Source organism: Kluyvera genomosp. 2 (genome assembly GCF_036759865.1).
Lineage (GTDB): Bacteria > Pseudomonadota > Gammaproteobacteria > Enterobacterales > Enterobacteriaceae > Kluyvera > Kluyvera ascorbata_B.
In genome coordinates this window covers 54,201-74,846 of record NZ_JAPKIA010000013.1, presented here as the reverse complement: position 1 = coordinate 74,846, position 20,646 = coordinate 54,201, and the positions used below count along the sequence as shown (strand labels likewise).

The 20,646-nt window shown below is 55.8% G+C and carries 17 protein-coding genes; 8 read left to right on the top strand and 9 right to left on the bottom strand.

Features of this window, described 5'->3' with window-relative positions; all coding sequences use genetic code 11:
* The first annotated feature begins 73 nt into the window (after positions 1–73).
* Entirely contained in the window at positions 74–958 is an 885-nt protein-coding gene (locus V6942_RS15240; protein WP_333501429.1) for a LysR family transcriptional regulator, read from the top strand.
* Between the two features lie 424 nt (positions 959–1,382).
* Here the strand turns inward: V6942_RS15240 and V6942_RS15235 are convergent, their stop codons facing one another.
* Positions 1,383–1,586, bottom strand: a complete 204-nt coding sequence (locus V6942_RS15235; RefSeq protein WP_106924126.1) for a YfgG family protein — start codon at positions 1,584–1,586, stop codon at positions 1,383–1,385.
* Positions 1,587–1,938: 352 nt separating this feature from the next.
* Between V6942_RS15235 and V6942_RS15230 the strand changes: the two genes are divergently transcribed.
* Positions 1,939–4,224: an EAL domain-containing protein gene (locus V6942_RS15230; RefSeq protein ID WP_182967293.1), complete on the top strand. Its 2,286-nt coding sequence runs from the start codon at positions 1,939–1,941 to the stop codon at positions 4,222–4,224.
* Here the strand turns inward: V6942_RS15230 and ppx are convergent.
* From ppx to purM, 4 genes are all read right to left on the bottom strand, one after another.
* Positions 4,177–5,724 (bottom strand): exopolyphosphatase, encoded by a 1,548-nt coding sequence (gene ppx / locus V6942_RS15225; RefSeq protein ID WP_106924128.1) that lies wholly within the window; start codon positions 5,722–5,724, stop codon positions 4,177–4,179. The two genes, V6942_RS15230 and ppx, sit on opposite strands and share 48 nt — an antisense overlap.
* 3 nt (positions 5,725–5,727) lie before the next feature.
* Positions 5,728–7,788: a polyphosphate kinase 1 gene (ppk1, locus tag V6942_RS15220; RefSeq protein ID WP_106924129.1), complete on the bottom strand. Its 2,061-nt coding sequence runs from the start codon at positions 7,786–7,788 to the stop codon at positions 5,728–5,730.
* 330 nt (positions 7,789–8,118) lie between these two features.
* Positions 8,119–8,757 (bottom strand): phosphoribosylglycinamide formyltransferase, encoded by a 639-nt coding sequence (purN, locus tag V6942_RS15215; protein WP_182930199.1) that lies wholly within the window; start codon positions 8,755–8,757, stop codon positions 8,119–8,121.
* Positions 8,758–9,795: a phosphoribosylformylglycinamidine cyclo-ligase gene (gene purM / locus V6942_RS15210; RefSeq protein ID WP_106924131.1), complete on the bottom strand. Its 1,038-nt coding sequence runs from the start codon at positions 9,793–9,795 to the stop codon at positions 8,758–8,760.
* Positions 9,796–10,081: 286 nt separating this feature from the next.
* On the opposite strand from purM, the gene bglK reads away from it, so the two are divergent.
* The 5 genes from bglK (at position 10,082) to V6942_RS15185 (ending at position 15,398) form a co-directional block, all read left to right on the top strand.
* The gene (bglK, locus tag V6942_RS15205; RefSeq protein ID WP_333501428.1) at positions 10,082–10,957 is read left to right on the top strand and encodes a beta-glucoside kinase BglK; all 876 of its coding nucleotides are present in this window, start codon (positions 10,082–10,084) and stop codon (positions 10,955–10,957) included.
* 27 nt (positions 10,958–10,984) lie between these two features.
* A complete protein-coding gene (locus tag V6942_RS15200) occupies positions 10,985–12,415 on the top strand; it encodes a 6-phospho-beta-glucosidase (protein WP_333501427.1) in 1,431 nt (476 codons plus the stop codon).
* A gap of 185 nt (positions 12,416–12,600) precedes the next feature.
* A complete protein-coding gene (gene upp, locus V6942_RS15195) occupies positions 12,601–13,227 on the top strand; it encodes a uracil phosphoribosyltransferase (protein ID WP_106924135.1) in 627 nt (208 codons plus the stop codon).
* An 83-nt stretch (positions 13,228–13,310) separates the two neighbouring features.
* Complete coding sequence (gene uraA / locus V6942_RS15190) at positions 13,311–14,600, top strand: uracil permease (RefSeq protein ID WP_106924136.1); 1,290 nt, start codon at positions 13,311–13,313, stop codon at positions 14,598–14,600.
* Positions 14,601–14,696: 96 nt separating this feature from the next.
* Positions 14,697–15,398, top strand: coding sequence for a DnaA inactivator Hda (locus V6942_RS15185; RefSeq protein ID WP_074398749.1), 702 nt, complete (start codon positions 14,697–14,699; stop codon positions 15,396–15,398).
* 118 nt (positions 15,399–15,516) lie between these two features.
* Here V6942_RS15185 and V6942_RS15180 read toward each other — a convergent pair whose 3' ends face one another.
* Genes V6942_RS15180 through celB form a run of 3 tightly spaced genes read right to left on the bottom strand, consistent with a single transcriptional unit; the run spans position 15,517 to position 19,252 of the window.
* Positions 15,517–16,974: a leucyl aminopeptidase family protein gene (locus V6942_RS15180; RefSeq protein WP_333501426.1), complete on the bottom strand. Its 1,458-nt coding sequence runs from the start codon at positions 16,972–16,974 to the stop codon at positions 15,517–15,519.
* Positions 16,975–16,977: 3 nt separating this feature from the next.
* On the bottom strand, positions 16,978–17,931 hold the full coding sequence (locus tag V6942_RS15175) for a N(4)-(beta-N-acetylglucosaminyl)-L-asparaginase (protein ID WP_106924139.1): 954 nt from the start codon (positions 17,929–17,931) through the stop codon (positions 16,978–16,980).
* 4 nt (positions 17,932–17,935) lie between these two features.
* Positions 17,936–19,252 (bottom strand): PTS cellobiose transporter subunit IIC, encoded by a 1,317-nt coding sequence (gene celB / locus V6942_RS15170; protein ID WP_333501425.1) that lies wholly within the window; start codon positions 19,250–19,252, stop codon positions 17,936–17,938.
* 166 nt (positions 19,253–19,418) lie between these two features.
* Between celB and V6942_RS15165 the strand changes: the two genes are divergently transcribed.
* Positions 19,419–20,285: an XRE family transcriptional regulator gene (locus V6942_RS15165; RefSeq protein ID WP_333501424.1), complete on the top strand. Its 867-nt coding sequence runs from the start codon at positions 19,419–19,421 to the stop codon at positions 20,283–20,285.
* Here V6942_RS15165 and arsC read toward each other — a convergent pair.
* Complete coding sequence (gene arsC, locus V6942_RS15160; RefSeq protein WP_106924142.1) at positions 20,282–20,641, bottom strand: arsenate reductase (glutaredoxin); 360 nt, start codon at positions 20,639–20,641, stop codon at positions 20,282–20,284. The genes V6942_RS15165 and arsC overlap by 4 nt on opposite strands.
* Positions 20,642–20,646 lie beyond the last annotated feature (5 nt).

Here is a 20,646-nt window from a genome sequence, read left to right as displayed (position 1 = left end):
GCTGGCAGCATAACGCGCGCGCTATTGTGCAGGCAGAGCCCTTTGTTTATGACCCTGATAAGAGAAACTTTGCATGACGACGCTGAATCTGGGAAATCTGGCTACCTTCCGTCTGGTAGTGCAGCGCGGTAGCTTTTCCGCCGCTGCCGACCTGCTGGGGCTTTCGCAGCCCGCGGTGAGTTTACAGGTGCGCCAGCTTGAACAGTTTTTACAGGCCAGGCTGATTGAGCGAACCGGGCGCGGCATCAAGCCGACGGCGGCGGGGATGGCGCTGTTAAAACACGGCGAACGGATTGAACACGCGGTGAACGAGGCGCTTCTGTCGGTTAATGAATGCAGCGACAGCGTAAATGGCGAGGTTTCATTGGGCACCGGTGCCACCGCATGTATTCATCTGCTGCCACCGTTGTTGCAGCAGCTGCGCGCTCGCTATCCGCAGCTGACGGTGAGAGTGACCACCGGTAATACGCCGGATATCGTGCGCGCAATTGACGAAAACCGGCTTGATATCGGGCTGGTGACGCTTCCCGCTGGTGGCCGGAGTCTGGAGGTGATGCCTGCGCAGCGTGAGGAATTCGTGCTGATTATGGCCGCCTCCCCGCAGGCGCCGCTGGCAGAGGCGACGCCCGAGGTGCTGCGGGCGCTGCCGTTGATTGCCTTTGAAGCGGGCAGCGGAACGCGTGATTTGATTGACGGCTGGTTCCGGCTTGCGGGTGTCGAGGTGCGGCCTGTAATGCAGCTTGGCAGCATTGAAGCCATTAAGCGAATGGTGGCGGCGGGTCTCGGCTACAGCATTATTCCCCGTATGGCGGTCGATAAGCCTCGCGATCGCGAAGGTCTGTACGTGTGCTCACTTGCACCGTTGTTGCACCGGCAGCTGGCTATCGTGATGCGTCAGGATAAGCTTCTCAGCAAGGGGATTGTCGAGGTAATGCGTTTATTGCAAAGCGAGACGTAATATCCGCAGAGCGGAATGATTTTCTTTTACGGCAACTTTCCGGCTACCTAAAATAACTTTTTTCACCGATTCGGCTTCTCTTTGGATACGGGTTTAAACATAATGAAAAGCAGGGTGATAGTCTCTTTATAAAAAAGTCACGCAAGAAAATATATTCTGAATATAGATAAATGATGGATGTATTTAATTATTTATATTCACGTAGAATATTAATTGTGTCGGATTTATGGACTTGACATTTTTTGCTGATTTATCAAATGTGTAAAAGTAAAGTACCCTTAACAGAAAAAAACATTCTGGGGCGAACGATGATGCACACAACGAGATAAGCAGCGAAACAGCGTAGGGCGAAGGACTGTGCAGATCCCTTAGCGGATGGTTAAATGCGATGGCTTAGCCATCCGCTAAGGAATCTTACGGGCGGTTAACGATCGTCGTTCTGGGCCGCAGGCGTCGGCTGCGAAAGGCTGCTCTGCTGGGATTCTTTTTTGTCCTGGTGGTGATGCCACGCACCGATGGAAGAGTAGACGAAGCGTCCGAAGAAGAAGATAAAACTGATAAGCAGCACGATCCGGGTCATTCGACTGTTAAATCGGTGTCGTTTTCGTAGGCTGGTAACCTGGCTCACAAAGGGGTCCTTTAGTCATACCCATAGACGGGCGATGGTTACATTAAGGCACAGAGTCGCGCAGGGGTCAATTGCGGAATATGTAAAAAACCGTCAGGCAAAACATTAATTAATGTTATATAAGATATTATACGTATTCACAAAAACAAATTAAGAATCTGATTAGCGCCAAGAAAGCGTGATTTAATGTTTCCATGTACGCGGTTTCTTGATTCACATCAAGCTGCATTCGCTATCGACAACTAGAATCTTCGCCGTACCCGCGAATTATCTCAATTCGTGGATTTTTTAAGCCAGGTTGGATGCCTGTCTGAAAATACCCAGCTGGATTTGGGGTATCTATAGAGCATCTATGAATTTCTGTAAAATATATAAGCAATATCGCGATTGTTGGTGGTGTCTGCCGCTGATTTTGCCGCTGGTGATATTGCCAATAATTAAATTTGCTAATACGTATACTTATGTTGGTGGCGGAAAAACCTACCTTTATTATCTGCCGTTGCCATTTCTGTTGTGCATGATGCTGTTTTTTGGCTGGCGCGCGCTGCCGGGTATCATCGCTGGCGTGGGGCTGTATTTAACGCGCGACCTGCACATTGTCGAAGAGATTGGCCTGACGCTGCAGTTTCTGATTCCCACGCTGATTGCTTGGGGCGGTTACCATTATTTCCACAGCGGGCGGAAGATGGTGTCGCACGGCGACATGCAGCTAATGGCACACCGGCTGTTCTGGCAGATGTTTGTCCCCTCGACGCTGTTTATGTTCCTGATACAGTTCACATTGTATATCGGCGTCTATCCGAGCCTTAGCGATGCTCAGTGGACCTCACCGCTTACGCAGCGTAACCTGATCAACTACCAGGCGCTGCTGGTGGGCTATTTGACCGGCGTGCCGCTCTGCTATTTGCTGATTAGGCTTATTCGTAACCCTTATTATCTTCGGAGCTTTATTTCTCAGGTTCGCCGCGATTTCGACCCTAAAGTCACGTGGCCGGAAATGGCGGTATGGTGCGGCGCGGTTGTGTGGATTTTTTCCATGCTGATGATACCGCTGGACAACGCCAGCACCATTTTCAGCACAAACTACACGCTCTCGTTGCTGCTGCCGATCATGCTCTGGGGCTCCATGCGTTTTGGCTACCGTTTTATTTCGGTGGTCTGGACCATTATGCTGATTGTGGCCATTCACTATCACTACCACTACGTGCCGCGCAGCGCGGGCTACAGCGTTCAGCTGGCGATCACCTCGTCCAGCTTCCTGGTGTTCTCGTTTATTATTGCCTACATGGCGATGCTCTCAAGCCGCCAGCGCGCGATTCACGAGCGGGTACGACGGATGGCCTTTATCGACCCGGTGGTTAATCTGCCCAATATGCGGGCCCTGAGCCGGGCGATTAGTCACACGCCGTGGTCGGTGCTCTGTTTCCTGCGTATGCCGGATCTCGAGATGCTAACGCGGCATTACGGCATTATGCTGCGCATCAACTACAAACAAAACCTGGCGGAATACCTGAGCGAAGTGCTGCGCCCGGGCGAAGGGGTGTACCAGCTGAACGGCAGTGAGCTGGCGGTGCTTCTGCATACGGAGTCTTACAAAGAGCGTATTGACGATCTCTATGCGCACCTTAAGCTGTTCCGCTACAGCTGGAACGGGATGCCGTTACAGCCGCAGATCGGCGTCAGCTACTGCTACATTCAATCGCCGGTGGCGCATCTTTCGTTGATGCTGGGAGAACTGAATACGGTGGCTGAACTGTCGCTGGTGACCGATCGTGCGGAAAACCTTCAGCGTCGCGGAGCGCAGCATCTGCAGCAGGAGCTAAAAGATAAAATCGCGATGATGGTCCGCGTCCAGCAAGCGCTGGAGAACGATCGCTTTCGCCTGATGGCGCAGCCGATTGTCGGCATCCGCGGCGATGACTATCACGAAGTGCTGCTGCGTATGCTGGGGGACGATGACGAACTGATTTCGCCGACGCTGTTCCTGCCGGTGGCGCATGAGTTTGGTATGGTGTCGCGTATCGATCTGTGGGTGCTGGAGAATACGCTGCGCTTTATGGCCAGCCACCGCGAAAGTCACCCGGGGATGCGTCTGGCACTGAATCTTGCGCCCTCCACGGCGAGCGGGCTGGGGTTTGCCCGACGGGTTGCCGAACTGTTGGAACAGCACGGTATTGAGGCGTGGCAGCTGGTGTTTGAGATCACCGAAAGCCATTCGTTGGTCAACGTTGAGCAGGCGCGGCGCACGCTGAGCGAACTGCGGGAGCTGGGCTGTCGGGTGGCGATCGATGACTTTGGTACGGGCTATGCCAGCTACGCGCGGCTTAAGCACATCAGCGCCGATATTCTCAAAATTGACGGCAGCTTTATTCGCAATATTGCGACCAGCAGTCTGGACTACCAGATTGTGTCGTCAATTTGCCATCTGGCGCGGATGAAGAAAATGCGCGTAGTCGCTGAGTACGTGGAAAACGACGCTATTCATCAGGCGGCGATTGCGCTGGGCATTGATTATCTGCAGGGGTACAGCATTGGCAAGCCAGCTCCCCTGGAGGAGCTGGCGGCAGTGAAGACAAGCGAAAACGTGGAATCAAGCCGCGACAGTTTCGTCGGGTGCTCGCTCCTCGGTGATTTTTAACAGCCAGCCGGTAACGCTTTCCCAGTATTCCTGCTCTTTTTCCAGATCGAGCAGGACCAGCGCGTTGTGGGTAAACCAGTCATACGGGAAGCACAGCGTCCAGTGGTTCGCTTCGGTTGTCAGCTTCAGCGTTGGCGGCGTCGTTGTCGCCTGACGCTGGTTGTTTAGCAGCACGCCCAGGCGCAGCAGCTGGATCATCGGCAAGAACTGTTTCTTCTTAAACAGCGTAAAGCGCGGCAGCTCGTCGAGCTTAATCGCTTTGCGGTGGAAGCGCACCAGCGTCGCCATCAGGTACTGCTGTTCCTGATTAAAACCGGGTAAGTCACTGTTTTGCAGAATATAGGCCGAATGGCGGTGCATGCCGCTGTGGTTAATATTCAGCCCCACTTCATGCAGCATGGAAGCCCACTTCAGTAGCGCATTGAGCTGCGGATTGCCCAGCTTGGGGTTCTGTTCCAGCCACTGGTCGTACATTTGCATGGTGGTTTCCAGCACCCGCTGGGCCTGCTCGCGATCGATGTTGTATTGGTTCGCCAGGCTTTGGGCGGTGCGGCTACGCACGTCCTGGTGGCGAAAGCGGCCTTCCATTTCGTACAGCACGCCTTCGCGCAGCGCACCGTCGGATAAACGCAGCTCTTTTATCGCCAGCGCGTCGAAGACGCCGCAGAGAATCGCCAGGCCCGGCACGAAGACGCCTTTACGCTCTTCGGACAGCCCAGGCAGGCTCAGGCTGCTGAAGTTTTTGAACTTCAGCACCTCTTCGACCAGCCTTTCCAGGCGCTCCGGGGTGATAAACCCGTCTTTTTCGCCCATCTCAACCAGCACTTCATGCGCGGCCTTAATGGTGCCGGAGGCGCCCATCGCGACGCTCCAGCCTTGAATGCGGTATTGCCATGCCAGGGTTTCCAGCTTCTGCACCGCCGCCAGGCGTGCGCGCTGGAAGTTTTCGCGGTTAATGGTGCCGGCAAGGAAGAACTGTTGGCCGAAGCTGACGCAGCCCATGCGGCGGCTTTCTACCAGCTTAGGCTCGAAATCTTCGCCAATGACCAGTTCGGTTGACCCGCCGCCGATATCAATCACCAGCTTACGGCCTTTTTCCGGCTGTGTGTGCTCGACGCCCATGAAAATCAGACGCGCTTCTTCGTTCCCGGAAATAATCTCGATGGGATACGGGATAACTTTTTCCGCCCGCTTGAGGAACTCGGTGGCGTTAGCGGCCTGACGTAACGAGTGCGTGCCCACGATACACACGCTGGACGGGGAGAAGCCCTGCAGGCGCTCGGCGAACAGCGACAGGCAGCTCAGCCCGCGTTCCATGGCCTCTTCGCTCAGCATGTTGTTTTCATTCAGACCGTCGGCCAGATGGACGCGCTGCTTCAGACGGCCGATGATCTGCATCGCGCCGTCGACCACGCGCGCGATGACCATGTGAAAACTGTTTGAACCAAGATCAACCGCCGCAAACTCCTGCGGCCGGGGTGCTTTGCTTGTTATTGGCATAGGTTAGTCAGGTTGTTCAAGTGATTTGAGGTAATCGTAAATCGCCTGCTGCGCGCGGACCTTGCGTCGGTTGCCGCGCGGAACATAGCGATTACTCAGTTCTTTATCGATAAAGCGGGCCTTTACCGTGTCGCTAAACAGAATATCAATAATATCGAGGATCCGTTGCTTCAGACGCGGGTCGAGCAGCGGCGTCGCCACTTCGATACGGTAGTCGATGTTACGGGTCATCCAGTCAGCGGAAGAGAGATAAACGCGTTTATCGCCGCCGTTCTCAAAAATATAGACGCGATCGTGCTCAAGGAAGCGATCGACAATGCTGATAACGCGAATATTTTCGCTGATCCCTTCCAGTTCGGGAATTAACGAGCACATCCCGCGGATCAGCAGGTTCACCTGGACGCCGGTGCTGGAGGCGGCATACAGGCGATCGACCAGCCCTTTATCTACCAGGTTGTTAAGCTTAAGGGTGATCCCGGCCGCCATGCCGTTCTGGGCGTTGGCAATTTCGCGATCGATCATCTCGTACAGCAGACGACGCGAGTTCTGCGGCGACACCAGCAGATAGTCGAAGTTGACCGGGCGATACGGGTTCTCGATAAAGTTAAACACCCGGCGGACTTCGTTGGTGATGCGCGCGTCGGCGGTCAACAGCGAGTAGTCGGTATAAATACGCGCAGTTTTTTCGTTAAAGTTACCGGTGCCGATGTGGGCGTAGCGCACCACGTCGTCACCTTCTTTACGTGATACAAGGAACAGTTTGGCGTGAATTTTCAGCCCCGGCGCGGAGAAAATAACGTGCACGCCCGCTTCGGTGAGGCGTTTCGCCCAGTGGATGTTGGCTTCTTCGTCGAAGCGAGCCTGTAGCTCAACCACTACCGTGACTTTCTTACCGTTGTGCGCGGCGTGGATCATGGCATCAATAATGCGCGAGTCTTTGGCCACGCGGTAGATGTTGATTTTAATCGCCAGTACGTTGGGGTCGAACGAGGCCTGACGCAGCAGCTCCAGTACGTGCTCGAACGTGTGGTACGGATAGTACAGCAGCACGTCGCGCTCGCGGATAGCGTCAAAGCCGTTGCGGAATTTATCGAACCAGACGTGACGCAGGCGCGGCAGCGGCTTGTTGACGAGGTTAGCTTTGCCGACGTTCGGGAAGCCGATAAAATCTTTAAAGTTATGATAGCGGCCGCCCGGCACGATGGAATCGTAGCGGGAGATCGTCAGCTTTTTACGCAGCATTTCGACCATGGCGTCCGGCATATCACGCTGATAAACAAAGCGCACTGGCTCGGCGGTCAGACGCTGCTTGAGGCTCGAGGACATGAGCTCCATCAGGCTCGACTCCATCTCGTGCACCAAGTCGTACTCGGCGTCACGGGTCATTTTCATGGAGTAGGCGTTGAGGGCATCGTAGTCGAAGAAGCCCTTAAAGATATCGTCCAGGCAGTAGCGCAGAATGTTATCCAGCAGGATCATCGGCTTACGGCGGCGTGGGGTTTCCGGCGGCAGATTAACAAAGCGCGGAACTTTGTCCGACGGAATTTCCAGCAGCGCGTAGTTGATTTCGTCGCCGCGAATGATTTCGACCGCCAGGTAGGTGTAGTCATCTTTAAGGAACTGCACCAGGTCGGTTTCGCGGTTCAGCAGAATGGGCGTGATGTGCTGGCGCAGGTGCTGTTTGAAGTAATGACGCAGCCAGCTCTGTTGGTTGACGGACAGCTGGCGTTCGTTAATCAGGAAGATTTGGTTGCGCGCCATTTCCAGCAGCAGCTCGTTGTACAGACCGTCGAACTCCTGATCGGCCTTCAGCACCCGGGCCTGGATTTTGCTCAGCAGATGGCGGGAATGCGTGGTCGTACCCTGTTCTTCGCTAATGATGATGCGGCGCTTCAGCTCGGCAAAGCGAACCTTATAGAATTCGTCGAGGTTGTTGGAGTAGATCCCCAGAAAACGCATGCGCTCAATCAGCGGGTTACTTTTATCTGCCGCTTCCTGAAGGACGCGCTCGTTGAAGGACAACCAGCTCAGTTCTTTTTCGATGTACAGTTTTTCCTGACCCATTACTACTCACACTCCGGTTAATTCACGGGACGCGGCAAAGTCGTCTTGCTGTTTATATTGCTAGCTTTGCCGGGCGATGTCCAACTGTGTCATCTCAGTATGACAGTTATCCTATTTCACCTAACAAAATATTCATATCTGTTTTGATATGTAAGCATTTTTATCCCGTTCCGCATACTGACTCCGCGGGAGAAGGGCATAAAAAAGAGGGCCATAAAGGCCCTCTTTGGTCATCCATGTCGGCTGGATAAGACGTTTACGCCACCATCCGGCAATATGCTCGCGGCTTGCCTGATGGCGCTCTGCTTATCAGGCCTATCGTGACGGAATTTATTCCGCCGCATAACCGGCTGGCGGCAGCTTTACATTGTCGAGCCAGGCGTGATTGTCCTGCATTTTCAGGCGGCCATCGAGGAACCAGCCGACCACCATCGGGTAGATGGCGTGTTCCTGAACCTGTACGCGTGAGGTGATTTCCGCTTCGTCGTCGCCGTCGAAAACCGGCACTTTGGCCTGCAAAATAACCGGCCCACCGTCAAGCTCTTCGGTGACGAAGTGTACCGAGGTGCCGTGCTCCGCATCGCCGTTTTCCAGCGCCTGACGATGAGTATTCAGGCCCGGGTATTTCGGCAGCAGGGAAGGGTGAATGTTAAGCAGCCGTCCCTGATAGTGCTGAACGAAGTCGGCGCTCAGGATACGCATGTAGCCTGCCAGCACCACCACGTCGGGCGCGTAGGCGTCAATTTCGTGCATCAGCTCACGGTCAAAGGCTTCGCGGCTGGCAAACTGACTGGCGGCCAGCGCGTGCTGCGGGATCCCCGCTTCACGTGCCCGCTCAAGGCCAAAAGCGTCGGCCTTGTTGCTGAACACCGCCCGAATGGTGCCATGAATCCTTTTCTGCTCACAGGCATCAATGATGGCCTGTAAGTTGCTGCCGTTGCCGGAAATCAGCACCACGATATTTTTCATTTACTCGATGACCACACGCTGTTCGGAATCTGTGGCTTTGATATAGCCGATTTTCCACGCGTTTTCACCTTTTTCGTTCATCAGCGCGATGGCTTTGTCCGCCTGATCGGCAGCCAGAGCGATGACCATGCCAACGCCGCAGTTAAAGGTGCGGTACATCTCATGACGACTGACGTTACCGGCATCCTGCAGCCAGTTGAACACCGCTGGCCATTGCCAGGAGGATTCGTCAATCACGGCCTGCGTGTTGTCCGGCAGAACGCGTGGAATGTTCTCCCAGAAGCCGCCGCCGGTCAGGTGAGCAATCGCGTGGACGTCAACGCTGGCAATCAGTTCGAGAACGGACTTCACGTAAATACGGGTCGGGGCCAGCAGATGGTCGGCCAGCGTTTTGCCTTCAAGCTGGGTGTCGTCCGGGTTGCAGCCGCTCACTTCAATAATCTTGCGCACCAGCGAATAGCCGTTAGAGTGCGGGCCGCTGGAGCCCAGCGCAATCAGCACGTCGCCGTCGGCCACTTTGCTACCGTCGATAATTTCGGATTTTTCGACTACGCCGACGCAGAAACCGGCCACATCGTAATCTTCGCCGTGGTACATGCCCGGCATCTCGGCGGTTTCACCGCCCACCAGCGCACAGCCTGACTGCAGGCAGCCCTCGGCGATGCCGTTGATGACGCTCGCCGCGGTATCAACGTCCAGTTTACCGGTCGCGTAGTAGTCGAGGAAGAACAGCGGCTCAGCGCCTTGAACGACCAGGTCGTTCACGCACATGGCGACCAGGTCGATGCCGATGGTGTCATGACGCTTCAGATCCATCGCTAAACGTAACTTCGTGCCAACGCCGTCAGTGCCGGAAACCAGCACCGGTTCACGATATTTTTGCGGCAGCGCGCACAGGGCGCCAAAACCGCCTAGCCCACCCATCACTTCCGGGCGGCGCGTTTTCTTCACCACCCCTTTGATACGGTCAACCAGAGCGTTTCCTGCGTCAATATCAACACCGGCATCTTTATAGCTGAGAGAGGTTTTGTCGGTCACTGCAAGTCTCCACGCAATTGCGATAGCAAGAAAAATCGGCGCAATTCTATCAGCCCAGGCAAACGTTTGCGAGCCTATTCTGCACCCAATTTTTTGTGCCTCGGTTTTACCGACTTTGGCAGATAAAATCGGTCAAATATGATACTGCTCACGAAAATGAAACCGGGTACAGCCTTGTTCTTGCATCCGCCACGCGGAATCCACATCATGTGACTGAAACCGGTTTCTGTTTTTGTGGCGTCCGTGGGGGAAACCGAAGCAAAATGGCCAGAAGGGACTGAATGGAATGAACATTGCTGCTTTTGATATTGGGGGTACGGCGTTAAAAATGGGGGTGGTCACCGCCAGCGGTGAACTGCTAAAAAAAGGCAAACAGCCTATCAGCAACAGCGACGGTGAACAGATCCTCGCGGCAATGGAAGGCTGGATTGCCGCTCACCCCGAGTGTGAAGGCATCGCCATCAGCGCGCCGGGCTACGTTAACCCCCATACCGGCTATATCGAAATGGGCGGCGCTATTCGTCGCTTCGATCGCTTTGCCATCAAAGACTGGCTGGAGGAACGCTCCGGGCTGCCCGTGGCCATTGAGAACGACGCGAACTGCGTGCTGCTGGCTGAACGCTGGAAGGGAAAAGGGGCCGAGCTTTCCGATTTCCTGGTGATGACCATCGGTACCGGCATCGGCGGGGCCATTTTCTGTAACAACCAACTGGTGCACGGCGCGCGCTTTCGTGCCGGTGAATTTGGCTATATGCAAACGTCGCGTCCCGGCGCTCGCGATGTTCGCCGCTACTCGATGAATGAAAACTGCACCCTGCGCGTGCTTCGTCATCGCTATGCGCAGCACCTTGGCCTGGCGCTGGAGGCGGTGACCGGCGAAGACATTTTTGACCGCTTCGACGCCGGTGACGCCGTGTGTCAGCGCCTGGTCGCCGAGTTTTTCAACGATCTCGGAACGGGGCTCTATAACCTGGTCAATCTGTTTGACCCACAGACGATTCTTATCGGCGGCGGCATCGTGGAGCGCCCGGGTTTTCTGGCGCTGATGCGCGAGCACCTGGCCTGGTTTGGCATTGCCGACAACATCGATACCGTCAGCCACGGCAACGACGCCGGGCTGATAGGCGCGGTTTACCATTTCAATCAGCAGCATTCGCAGTGACAACTTACTGATTAACGAGGGAAAGATATGTCTGGATTTAAAGCTGGGTTTCTCTGGGGCGGCGCGGTAGCGGCACATCAACTCGAAGGCGGCTGGAAAGAGGGCGGTAAGGGCATCAGCGTCGCGGATGTGATGACCGCCGGCGCGCACGGCGTGCCACGCGAAATTACCGACGGCGTACTACCGGGAAAAAACTACCCGAATCACGACGCTATCGATTTCTACCATCGCTATAAAGAGGATCTGCAGCTGTTTGCCGAAATGGGCTATAAATGCTTCCGCACCTCCATTGCCTGGACGCGTATTTTCCCCAACGGCGACGAGCTGACGCCGAACGAAGCCGGCCTGCAATTTTACGACGATCTGTTCGATGAGTGCCTGAAGCTCGGCATCGAGCCGGTTATCACCTTGTCGCACTTCGAGATGCCGTATCACCTCGTGACCGAATACGGTGGCTGGCGCAACCGTAAGCTGATTGAATTCTTCGTTCGCTTTGCCAAAGTGGTCTTTACCCGTTACCAGCACAAAGTGAAGTACTGGATGACGTTCAACGAAATTAATAACCAGGCAAACTTCCACGAAGATTTCGCGCCGTTCACTAACTCCGGGCTGAAATACCAACCGGGCGAGGACCGCGAGCCGGTGATGTATCAGGCGGCGCACTACGAGCTGGTAGCGAGTGCGCTAGCGGTAAAAGCAGCGCGCGAAATTAACCCGGCGTTGCATATTGGCTGCATGATCGCGATGTGCCCGATTTACCCGCTGACCTGCGCGCCGAACGATATGATGATGGCAATGAACGCCATGCACCGTCGCTACTGGTTCACCGACGTCCACGTGCGCGGTAAATATCCGCAGCATCTGCTGAACTACTTCGAGCGCCGCGGCTTTACGCTGGATATCACTGAGGAAGACCGCCAGGCGCTGACGCAGGGCTGCGTCGACTACATCGGCTTTAGCTACTATATGTCGTTTGCCACCAAGGCGACCGAAGACAACCCGCAGCTCGACTATGACGAAACGACCAGCCTGGTCTCTAACCCGTACGTGCAGAAGTCCGACTGGGGCTGGCAGATTGACCCGGTAGGCCTGCGCTACTCGCTGAACTGGTTCTACGACCACTATCAGCTGCCGCTGTTTATCGTTGAAAACGGTTTTGGCGCGATTGACGTGCTGGAGAGCGACGGCACCGTAAACGACCAGTACCGTATCGACTATCTCTCTGCACACATTGCCGAAATGAAAAAAGCGGTGGTAGAGGATGGCGTGGATCTGATGGGCTACACCCCGTGGGGCTGTATTGACCTGGTGTCCGCCGGCACGGGCGAAATGAAAAAGCGCTACGGCTTTATCTACGTGGATAAAGATAACGAAGGCAACGGCACGCTGGCGCGCAGCCGCAAAAAATCTTTTGCCTGGTACCAACGGGTCATTGCGACCAACGGTGGTGAGCTTTAACTCACTGAATTAAAAATATAAAACCCCGCTTGTCGGGGTTTATTTTTATTGTGTCTTATACTGAGTGGGGCCCCATTCGCCGCTTTGCTTGATCCTGGTCAATCATCACAGGTATGGCGCAATCGAAAAAAAGCGGTATAATCCCGCGATTTTTTTGTGGTTGCCCTATTCAAAGGAGAAAGAGAATGAAGATTGTGGAAGTGAAACACCCACTCGTCAAACACAAGCTGGGCCTGATGCGTGAGAACGACATTAGTACCAAACGCTTCCGTGAACTCGCCTCCGAAGTCGGCAGCCTGCTGACTTATGAAGCCACCGCCGATCTGGAAACGGAAAAGGTCACTATCGAAGGCTGGAACGGCCCGGTAGAAATCGACCAGATTAAGGGTAAGAAAATTACCGTTGTGCCAATCCTGCGCGCAGGCCTGGGCATGATGGACGGTGTACTGGAAAACGTTCCGAGCGCGCGTATCAGCGTAGTCGGTATCTACCGTAATGAAGAAACGCTTGAGCCAGTACCGTATTTCCAGAAGCTGGTGTCCAACATTGATGAGCGTATGGCGCTGATCGTTGACCCTATGCTGGCGACCGGCGGCTCTGTTATCGCGACCATCGATCTGCTGAAAAATGCGGGTTGCACCAGCATTAAGGTGCTGGTACTGGTTGCCGCGCCGGAAGGTATCGCGGCGCTGGAAAAAGCGCATCCGGACATCGAGCTGTATACCGCGTCGATCGACCAGGGGCTGAACGAGCACGGATACATTATTCCGGGCCTCGGCGATGCCGGTGATAAGATTTTTGGTACGAAGTAAACGAAAAAATAAAAAGAGCCGACTTTGATAGTCGGCTTTTTTTTGAATAAAAAAACCTGACTAATAACACAGAGGAAAACACAATGACGCGCCGTGCAATTGGGGTAAGTGAAAGACCACCGCTTTTACAGACCATCCCGCTTAGCTTGCAGCATTTATTCGCCATGTTTGGCGCAACCGTGCTGGTGCCTGTTCTGTTCCACATTAACCCGGCGACGGTACTGCTGTTCAACGGTATCGGGACGCTGCTGTATCTCTTTATCTGTAAAGGTAAAATTCCGGCTTACCTCGGCTCGAGCTTTGCCTTTATTTCGCCGGTTCTGCTGCTGCTGCCGTTAGGTTACGAAGTCGCGCTGGGCGGCTTTATTATGTGCGGCGTGCTGTTCTGCCTGGTTTCTTTCATCGTGAAGAAAGCGGGTACCGGCTGGCTGGACGTGATGTTCCCGCCGGCGGCGATGGGCGCAATCGTTGCCGTCATCGGTCTGGAGCTGGCGGGCGTAGCGGCGAATATGGCGGGCCTGCTGCCGCCGGACGGCCAGTCTGCGGACACTAAAACCATCATTATTTCGATGGTTACGCTGGGCGTGACCGTCTTCGGCTCTGTGCTGTTCCGTGGTTTCCTGGCGATCATCCCGATTCTGATCGGCGTGCTGGTGGGCTACGCGCTCTCCTTCGTGATGGGCGTGGTTGATACGACGCCTATCGCCCAGGCACACTGGTTCGCGCTGCCGACCTTCTACACCCCGCGCTTTGAGTGGTTTGCCATTTTCACCATTCTGCCCGCGGCGCTGGTGGTGATTGCCGAGCACGTTGGTCACCTGGTGGTGACGGCGAACATCGTTAAAAAAGATCTGATTCGTGACCCGGGTCTGCATCGCTCGATGTTTGCTAACGGCCTGTCGACGGTGATTTCCGGCTTCTTCGGCTCTACCCCGAACACCACCTACGGTGAGAACATCGGCGTGATGGCGATTACCCGCGTGTACAGCACCTGGGTTATCGGCGGTGCGGCGATTATTGCCATTCTGCTGTCCTGCGTCGGTAAGCTGGCGGCGGCTATCCAGATTATCCCGCTGCCGGTTATGGGCGGCGTATCTCTGCTGCTGTACGGGGTGATTGGCGCGTCCGGTATCCGCGTGCTGATCGAATCAAAAGTCGATTACAGCAAAGCGCAGAACCTGATCCTGACCTCCGTTATTCTGATCATTGGCGTCAGCGGCGCGAAGGTACACATCGGTGCTGCCGAGCTGAAAGGGATGGCGCTGGCGACCATCGTCGGCATCTGTCTGAGTCTGATTTTTAAACTTATCAGCGTGCTGCGCCCGGAAGAAGTGGTGCTGGACGCAGCGGACAGCGACGAAGCGAAGTCGTGATCCGACGACCGGGCGGGATCGCCGCCCGGTTCTCTCATCGGTTATTTCTGTGGTAAACTCTTCCCGTTTTTTCGTAAGCCCATGTTGAGGTCTCCTCTGAACGCACCGGCACAGCTCTCTTTGCCACTTTATCTTCCCGATGACGAAACCTTTGCCAGTTTCTTCCCGGGCGATAACCCTTCTTTACTTGCCGCACTGCAAAACGTGCTGCGGCAGGAGCATAGCGGATACATCTATATCTGGGCGCGCGAAGGCGCCGGGCGTAGCCATTTGCTGCATGCGGCCTGCGCCGAACTTTCACAGCGTGGCGATGCGGTAGGCTACGTTCCGCTGGACAAGCGCACCTGGTTTGTTCCGGAAGTGCTGGAAGGGATGGAGCAGCTTTCGCTGGTTTGCATCGATAATATCGAGTGCGTGGCGGGGGACGAACCGTGGGAAATGGCGATCTTTAACCTCTACAACCGCATTCTGGAATCGGGTAATACGCGTCTGCTGATCACCGGCGATCGCCCGCCGCGTCAGCTCAATCTTGGCCTGCCGGATCTGGCGTCCCGCCTTGACTGGGGGCAAATTTACAAGCTCCAGCCGCTCTCCGACGAAGACAAATTACAGGCGCTACAGCTGCGCGCGCGCCTGCGCGGTTTTGAGATGCCGGACGACGTGTGCCGCTTTATGCTCAAACGGTTGGACAGAGAAATGCGTACGCTTTTCCAGACCCTGGATCAGCTCGATCACGCGTCCATTACCGCCCAACGTAAGCTAACCATCCCGTTTGTGAAAGAGATTCTGAAACTCTAGAGTACGAATAGTTTCCTCGCCCTGCGTAGGCCTGATAAGCGTAGCGCCATCTGGCGGATCCGAGCAGATTGCCGGATGGCGGCTTTGCCTTATCCGGCCTACCTGAAGACGATTTTCGTTACGCTTCCATCGCCAAATCATTGAGCAAATGCTGCATCAGCAGGGGGATCGGTCTGCCGGACGCGACGCTTTTTCCGCCTTCGCGCCACAGCGCCGTCCCGCTGACGTCGAGATGCGCCCACGGAATATCCGCCGGGCAGAAGTGGTGCAGCAGCCAGGCGGCGGAGGCGCTGATGGCCGCATTGTTGGTTGGCGTGTTGCACAGATCGGCAATCGCGCTCTCCGTTTGTTTTTTCAGCCTTGCGTCCAGCGGCAGCGGCCAGACTTCATCGCCGCTCTGTTCCCCGGCAACGGTCAGCGCAGCGCGCAGCGCAGCGTCCTGCGTCATTAACCCGCTCAGCTCATAGCCCAGCGCCTTGACGACTGCGCCAGTCAGCGTAGCTAAATCAATGATATAGCGTGTTTTTGCATGGCGCTGGCTAGCCCAGGCAATCGCATCGGAGAGTACCAGACGGCCCTCGGCGTCGGTGTTGTTGATTTCCACCGTCATGCCGTTACAGGCGCGAGCCACGCTGCCCGGCTGCATCGCGTCGGGGCCGATGGCGTTTTCCGCCAGCGCCAGCACGCCCATGACCCGAACCGGTAGCGCCAGCTCGGCGATGCTCAGCATCAGCCCGAGGACGTTAGCCGCGCCGCACATGTCGTACTTCATGGTATACATGCCCGCGCCTTCTTTCAGCCACAGTCCGCCGGTGTCAAAGGTGACGCCTTTACCCACGTAGCTGCGTACCGGACCATGGCCTGCGCCTTCGTAGTGGATAGCCAACAGGCGAGGCGGGCGGCTTGCGCCCTTACCAACCGCGTGCAGCAGGCCAAGGCCCTGTTCAACGATTGCCTGATCATCAAGCACCTCGCAGCGCAGGGCCGGGAAAGCGGCGCACAGGCGTTCGGCTTCTTCGACCACATACTGCGGCGTGCACTGTTCGGCGGGGATATCCGCAAGACGGCGGGCGGCAATCATACCGTTGGCGATCGCCTGTTGCTGTTGGAACAGCGGCGTAAGTCGGCCCACTTCGCTCTCAGGACAGTAAGCGTCGACGTGGCTCAGATGCACATCGCGTTGTGTGGCGCTCTTCAGCCCAAGGTCCGTTAAGCGGTGCTGTTGGTTAAACAAAAAGCGCAGCGTTTTCACCAGCACCGTATCGTCAATCTGCGAGCAGTCCAGCAGCACTTCGCGGCATACCGGCGCGGCAAACAGCGGCCGCAGGTAACCGAGCAGCGTATCGGTCAGGCTATCGCGCCAGGCGCTATGTGGTACGAGCGTAATGCGGGAAAATGGCCCGCAGGCGAAGCAGGTATCCGCCAGTGTGCCCTGTGCGGCGCGCGCTGCCATTTCAGTTATCAGCGGGTTGTCGCGCAGCGCACCCTGCTGGAGCAAAGGGCTTTCGGGATAGGTAATGAGATGGTGCTGTTCCAGTTTATCGGGCAGCGCCGTTACTAAACGGTAGTCAATCATCGCTTACTCCTCGATGGGGGCGCGGATACGGTCGGCATAGGCCTGCATCCAGGCGTCGTCCACCGGCTGATAATGGGTTTTCTCTTTGACGCGCTCGGCGCGGAACACGGTCAGCGGCTGGCTTGCGGTGGCCACGACAAAAGAGAAGGTTTTTATATTGGTGGCCGCACCGAACTCACCCTTACGGTTCATACAGACCACGGACAGGTCGCCTGCGCGGCCAAAGCGCGACATCAGCTTATCTTCCAGTTCGTACACCACCGAGTCCGCCGCCTGCTGCGGGGTCATGCCCTGTTCCATCCGGCGAACGATTTCGTAGCTGGTGCAGCCTTTCATCAGGTCTTCCCCCACGCCGGTAGCGGTCGCTGCGCCGATTTGGCTGTCGCAGTAGAAGCCGGAACCGATGATCGGGGAATCGCCGACGCGTCCGCGTTTTTTCATAAACAGCCCGCTGGTCGAGGTGGCGACGCTCATCGAGCCCCGCTGGTCGAGCGCGATAACGCCGACGGTATCATGGCCGTCGTACGGGCTCAGCCCCTTATCCAGCGTCTCTCGGCAGCGCTTGCGATAGTGCTGCATTGCGCGCTCGGTCAGCATTTTTTTCTCGGCAAAGCCCTGGCTCAGCGCCCATTCGCGCGCGCCCTGGCCGACCAGCAGCGAGTTATAGCGCTGGCGACCCAGCGCCTGCGCCACTTTTACCGGGTTGGCGATATCGACCAGGTTGCCCACCGCGCCAAAGGCCAGCGTGTCGCCGTCCATCCAGGCCGCGTCCAGCTCCACCTCGCCGTTTTCGGTCGGCAGACCGCCGTAGCCAACGGATTTATACAACGGAAAATCTTCCACCGCGACGACGGCATCGACGACCGACGCCGTTGCCGCGCTGCCGCCGGCCAGCGCCGACGCGGATTCACTTACCCCTTCCAGCGCCATACGCCAGGTTGCAATAATTCCCCACATATTCTTACTCCTGTTTTGCTAGCGTGCTGGATTCCTCAACGGCACTGATTTCCGCATTGCGGTACTGCTTATCGACGATGCGCATGAACGGCAGGTACAGCATTGCGCCAATCAGCAGGTTAATAATTTGCATCACGCTGCCGGAAATATGCCCGGTAACGATAAATCCGCTGATGACCGGCGGCAGCGTCCACGGAATAAAGACCCCGGTGGTGACCGCAACGGCACCGATTTTCATGGCCATATACTGAATGGTCACCAGCACCAGCGGTACGAGGTTGAACGGAATCAGCATGATGGGGTTCATAATGACCGGCAGACCAAACAGCACCGGCTCGTTAATGTTGAAAACAGAGGCCCCCGCGCCCAGGCGTGCGACTTCGCGCATGTTTTTGCTGCGGGCAAAAATGAGCATGGCAATGACCAGTGACAGCGTGGCCCCTGCGCCACCCATCCAGATCATGTCAAAGAACTGCTCGGTAATAATGTGCGGCGGCGTTACGCCGGCCTGGATGGCGGCGATATTATCGGTCTGGTTTTCCATCCACAGCGGACGAATGATGCCGTTCACCATCGAACCGGAGTTGATCCCCACCGACCACAGGATAGTGATACTGAATACCGTCATCAGTGCACCGAAGTAGGAGGTGCCGAAATGGCGAACCGGCGTCGCGACCACTTCATAGATGAACTGGTGAATGGTGTTGTAGTGGGTGTTTTCAAAACCGATGCGGATAGCCAGCACCAGAATCATGACCAGCAGCGCCGGGATTAACGCGGCGAATGATTCCTGTACCGCTGGCGGCACGCCTTCCGGCATCTTGATGACCAGCTTTTTACGCTTCAGCCAGCAGAACAGTTCGGTCCACAGCAACGAGCCAATCATGGCGACGAACAGGCCTTTAGTACCAATCCATTCTACCGGTATCACGGTGATGCCGCCGTTCTCTGCGACCTTAATAAACGGCGTCAGGATGAGGAAGCAGACCAGTGCCAGGATTCCGCTGGAAATTTTGTCATCACCGTAGTGTTCCGCCAGGCGGTAGGCGACCAGGAAGCTGATAAACAGCGACATTGTCGAGAAGACGGCATTAAACGGAATTTCGACGATCGCGCTCCAGTTAGCGCCAAACATGCTGGACATAAACTGCTGGTAACCCTGATTCGGGAACGACGAGATAACCAGCAGGATGGAGCCGACGATAATGAACGGCATAAAGGAGACGTAAGCGCCACGGATGGCGCCAAGGTGACGTTGCTGCGACGTTTTGGCAGCAATCGGCATTAATTTTTCTTCTAAAAATCCCAGAACATTGTTCATTGTGAACTCCGTATAAGATTAACGGACATTGTGTGTGTTATGTAATAGAAACGGCGGGAGGGATTATCGGAGAAAGCCTGGTGTAGAAAGGTGAAACGGGTCACAATGCGCCGACTTAATTCATATAAATCTCATATGATTGGTTATTTGTTTTTCAGAGGGCGTCATGGAAATTAAGCTGCATGCCAACGCAACGACTACGCCGAGGATCAGAAAATACCTTCAGGATTCAACGAAAAGTGACCGTGAACTGGCGCTTGAACTCGGTATTTCCGTTACTACGGTGCGCCGCTGGCGAAACCGTGAGCAAACGGCCGATCGCAGTACGGCACCTTCTGTAGTACACAAAGTAATGAGACAAGAACAGATTATATTGATTAACGTTCTGCGGCATATTTTGCAGGCGCCGCTGGATGACCTGCTGTTTATCGTGGTGGAGGGGCTGGGCATTCCGCTGTCGCGTGCGACGCTGAGCCGCTATCTGACGCCTTCATATCCCAAAAATAGCGCCGAGCGGCTTAGCGGAAAGAAGGCTATCAAGGCGGGCGTCAGGCCGCAGATGCTGACGCTGCACTATCGTTTTCTGTCGCTGCATATGGATGACGACGGCGATCATCACGTGCTGTGGGCGCAGGAGCCGGTTAGCGGGTGGTGCGCGGCGCGCATCTATTCAGGGATGTCCGCGCCGCTGGTGACGCACTGGCTTGATGACGTGCTGTCGGCGTTTCCGGGTGATATACAATCTGTTGAGATTAAAAGCGACGAATGGCTGAATGAGGCGCATGTTGTCGCGTTGCGCCAGCATCTGGCCGCGCGGGGTATTGCCTGTAGTATGACGATGGCGGGGGAAAAACGTCAGGCAGTGGCGGTAACCGTGCCGTTAGCGGAAATCATTCCGGCCGTACGGGCCGTTACGCCGGATGCGCTGGTTGTGCGGCTGTGTGAACTGTTTAACGCGGGCAAGCCGCAGAAAAAACTCGGTAATATGACGCCGCAGGCGTTTCTCGACGCGCTGCGGCATGAGGGGGGTTAGCTCACGATTTCCAGTACCTGCTCGGGTGGGCGCCCAATGCGCGCCTGCCCGTTGCTGACGACGATCGGGCGTTCAATCAGCTTCGGGTTGTCGACCATCGCCTGAATTAGCTCCGCTTCGCTCAGGTGGCTGTCGGCCAGATTCAGCGACTTGTACAGATCTTCTTTCTGACGCATCAGATCGCGGGCGCTGGCGAAACCGAGCAGGGCAATCAGCTCACGTAGCGTGGCGGCGTCCGGCGGTGTCTCCAGGTAGAGCACCACGTTAGGGTCAATGCCGTTGGCCTTCAGCAGGCTCAGGGTGTCGCGGCTCTTTGAGCAGCGCGGGTTATGATAAAGGGTGACTGAATCCGTCATCGTCT

Excerpts from the sequence above, each read along its gene's own strand:
- V6942_RS15240 (WP_333501429.1), top strand. The coding sequence starts at position 74 with ATGACGACGCTGAATCTGGGAAATCTGGCTACCTTCCGTCTGGTAGTG.
- V6942_RS15230 (WP_182967293.1), top strand. The coding sequence starts at position 1,939 with ATGAATTTCTGTAAAATATATAAGCAATATCGCGATTGTTGGTGGTGT.
- ppx (WP_106924128.1), bottom strand. The coding sequence starts at position 5,724 with ATGCCAATAACAAGCAAAGCACCCCGGCCGCAGGAGTTTGCGGCGGTT.
- ppk1 (WP_106924129.1), bottom strand. The coding sequence starts at position 7,788 with ATGGGTCAGGAAAAACTGTACATCGAAAAAGAACTGAGCTGGTTGTCC.
- purN (WP_182930199.1), bottom strand. The coding sequence starts at position 8,757 with ATGAAAAATATCGTGGTGCTGATTTCCGGCAACGGCAGCAACTTACAG.
- bglK (WP_333501428.1), top strand. The coding sequence starts at position 10,082 with ATGAACATTGCTGCTTTTGATATTGGGGGTACGGCGTTAAAAATGGGG.
- V6942_RS15200 (WP_333501427.1), top strand. The coding sequence starts at position 10,985 with ATGTCTGGATTTAAAGCTGGGTTTCTCTGGGGCGGCGCGGTAGCGGCA.
- upp (WP_106924135.1), top strand. The coding sequence starts at position 12,601 with ATGAAGATTGTGGAAGTGAAACACCCACTCGTCAAACACAAGCTGGGC.
- uraA (WP_106924136.1), top strand. The coding sequence starts at position 13,311 with ATGACGCGCCGTGCAATTGGGGTAAGTGAAAGACCACCGCTTTTACAG.
- V6942_RS15180 (WP_333501426.1), bottom strand. The coding sequence starts at position 16,974 with ATGATTGACTACCGTTTAGTAACGGCGCTGCCCGATAAACTGGAACAG.
- V6942_RS15175 (WP_106924139.1), bottom strand. The coding sequence starts at position 17,931 with ATGTGGGGAATTATTGCAACCTGGCGTATGGCGCTGGAAGGGGTAAGT.
- celB (WP_333501425.1), bottom strand. The coding sequence starts at position 19,252 with ATGAACAATGTTCTGGGATTTTTAGAAGAAAAATTAATGCCGATTGCT.
- V6942_RS15165 (WP_333501424.1), top strand. The coding sequence starts at position 19,419 with ATGGAAATTAAGCTGCATGCCAACGCAACGACTACGCCGAGGATCAGA.
- arsC (WP_106924142.1), bottom strand. The coding sequence starts at position 20,641 with ATGACGGATTCAGTCACCCTTTATCATAACCCGCGCTGCTCAAAGAGC.